Origin of the sequence: Aeromonas sp. QDB23 (assembly GCF_027707745.1) — a bacterium.
In the GTDB taxonomy this organism is placed as follows: Bacteria; Pseudomonadota; Gammaproteobacteria; order Enterobacterales; family Aeromonadaceae; genus Aeromonas; species Aeromonas allosaccharophila.
Window position 1 is genome coordinate 1 of the sequence record NZ_JAPCJA010000126.1, and the last position, 2,645, is coordinate 2,645.

A 2,645-nucleotide genomic window follows, 5' to 3' on the forward strand; every position below is an offset into this window, starting at 1 on the left:
GTGGTAACGGCGCAGTGGCGGTTTTCATGGCTTGTTATGACTGTTTTTTTGTACAGTCTATGCCTCGGGCATCCAAGCAGCAAGCGCGTTACGCCGTGGGTCGATGTTTGATGTTATGGAGCAGCAACGATGTTACGCAGCAGGGCAGTCGCCCTAAAACAAAGTTGGGCGCACAATAAGGCTCCTCGCAGAGTTGCTTGAAAGTTGTTACGATTCAAATTCAATCATGAGATAGTCGGCAGATGAGCATTTCCAAGAACGCAGACAAGTAAGCCGCAGCAACCTTCATTTTTCGGTTGTTGCGGCGTTCTCAAGAATCCTTTTGCTCTACGGGAGCGCCGCCAAATCCTTTGTTCAAGGAGATGGTTTCGTGAGCTCAAAAAATTTTAGTTGGCGGTACTCCCTTGCCGCCACGGTGTTGTTGTTATCACCGTTCGATTTATTGGCATCACTCGGCATGGACATGTACTTGCCGGCAGTGCCGTTTATGCCAAACGCGCTTGGTACGACAGCGAGCACAATTCAGCTTACGCTGACAACGTACTTGGTCATGATTGGTGCCGGTCAGCTCTTGTTTGGACCGCTATCGGACCGACTGGGGCGCCGCCCCGTTCTACTGGGAGGTGGCCTCGCCTACGTTGTGGCGTCAATGGGCCTCGCTCTTACGTCATCGGCTGAAGTCTTTCTGGGGCTTCGGATTCTTCAGGCTTGTGGTGCCTCGGCGTGCCTTGTTTCCACGTTTGCAACAGTACGTGACATTTACGCAGGTCGCGAGGAAAGTAATGTCATTTACGGCATACTCGGATCCATGCTGGCCATGGTCCCGGCGGTAGGCCCATTGCTCGGAGCGCTCGTCGACATGTGGCTTGGGTGGCGGGCTATCTTTGCGTTTCTAGGTTTGGGCATGATCGCTGCATCTGCAGCAGCGTGGCGATTCTGGCCTGAAACCCGGGTGCAACGAGTTGCGGGCTTGCAATGGTCGCAGCTGCTACTCCCCGTTAAGTGCCTGAACTTCTGGTTGTACACGTTGTGTTACGCCGCTGGAATGGGTAGCTTCTTCGTCTTTTTCTCCATTGCGCCCGGACTAATGATGGGCAGGCAAGGTGTGTCTCAGCTTGGCTTCAGCCTGCTGTTCGCCACAGTGGCAATTGCCATGGTGTTTACAGCTCGTTTTATGGGGCGTGTAATACCCAAGTGGGGCAGCCCAAGCGTCTTGCGAATGGGAATGGGATGCCTGATAGCTGGAGCAGTATTGCTTGCCATCACCGAAATATGGGCTTCGCAGTCCGTGTTAGGCTTTATTTCTCCAATGTGGCTAGTGGGTATTGGTGTCGCCACAGCGGTATCTGTGGCGCCCAATGGCGCTCTTCGAGGATTCGACCATGTTGCTGGAACGGTCACGGCAGTCTACTTCTGCTTGGGCGGTGTACTGCTAGGAAGCATCGGAACGTTGATCATTTCGCTGTTGCCGCGCAACACGGCTTGGCCGGTTGTCGTGTACTGTTTGACCCTTGCAACAGTCGTGCTCGGTCTGTCTTGTGTTTCCCGAGCGGAGGGCTCTCGCGGCCAGGGGGAGCATGATGTGGTCGCGCTACAAAGTGCGGAAAGTACGTCAAATCCCAATCGTTGAGAGAATGTGGCAAGCTATCGCCCAACAAATCGCTGCAGCCGACCCAAAACCGCTACGCGGTTTCGGTCGGCTGAGCTCAGGCGTTAGACATCATGAGGGTAGCGGTGACCATCGAAATTTCGAACCAACTATCAGAGGTGCTAAGCGTCATTGAGCGCCATCTGGAATCAACGTTGCTGGCCGTGCATTTGTACGGCTCCGCAGTGGATGGCGGCCTGAAGCCATACAGCGATATTGATTTGTTGGTTACTGTGGCCGTAAAGCTTGATGAAACGACGCGGCGAGCATTGCTCAATGACCTTATGGAGGCTTCGGCTTTCCCTGGCGAGAGCGAGACGCTCCGCGCTATAGAAGTCACCCTTGTCGTGCATGACGACATCATCCCGTGGCGTTATCCGGCTAAGCGCGAGCTGCAATTTGGAGAATGGCAGCGCAATGACATTCTTGCGGGTATCTTCGAGCCAGCCATGATCGACATTGATCTAGCTATCCTGCTTACAAAAGCAAGAGAACATAGCGTTGCCTTGGTAGGTCCGGCAGCGGAGGAATTCTTTGACCCGGTTCCTGAACAGGATCTATTCGAGGCGCTGAGGGAAACCTTGAAGCTATGGAACTCGCAGCCCGACTGGGCCGGCGATGAGCGAAATGTAGTGCTTACGTTGTCCCGCATTTGGTACAGCGCAATAACCGGCAAAATCGCGCCGAAGGATGTCGCTGCCGACTGGGCAATAAAACGCCTACCTGCCCAGTATCAGCCCGTCTTACTTGAAGCTAAGCAAGCTTATCTGGGACAAAAAGAAGATCACTTGGCCTCACGCGCAGATCACTTGGAAGAATTTATTCGCTTTGTGAAAGGCGAGATCATCAAGTCAGTTGGTAAATGATGTCTAACAATTCGTTCAAGCCGACCGCGCTACGCGCGGCGGCTTAACTCCGGCGTTAGATGCACTAAGCACATAATTGCTCACAGCCAAACTATCAGGTCAAGTCTGCTTTTATTATTTTTAAGCGTGCA

The 2,645-nt window shown here is 53.3% G+C and carries 2 protein-coding genes; both read left to right on the plus strand.

All coding sequences use genetic code 11. The features are described 5' to 3' along the window. The first annotated feature begins 370 nt into the window (after positions 1 to 370). Complete coding sequence (locus tag PG888_RS22660; protein ID WP_126841002.1) at positions 371 to 1,630, plus strand: CmlA family chloramphenicol efflux MFS transporter; 1,260 nt, start codon at positions 371 to 373, stop codon at positions 1,628 to 1,630. 92 nt (positions 1,631 to 1,722) lie between these two features. Then, positions 1,723 to 2,514 (plus strand): ANT(3'')-Ia family aminoglycoside nucleotidyltransferase AadA2, encoded by a 792-nt coding sequence (locus tag PG888_RS22665; RefSeq protein WP_001261740.1) that lies wholly within the window; start codon positions 1,723 to 1,725, stop codon positions 2,512 to 2,514. Positions 2,515 to 2,645: the final 131 nt, after the last annotated feature.

Excerpts from the sequence above, each read along its gene's own strand:
- PG888_RS22665 (WP_001261740.1), top strand. The coding sequence starts at position 1,723 with ATGAGGGTAGCGGTGACCATCGAAATTTCGAACCAACTATCAGAGGTG.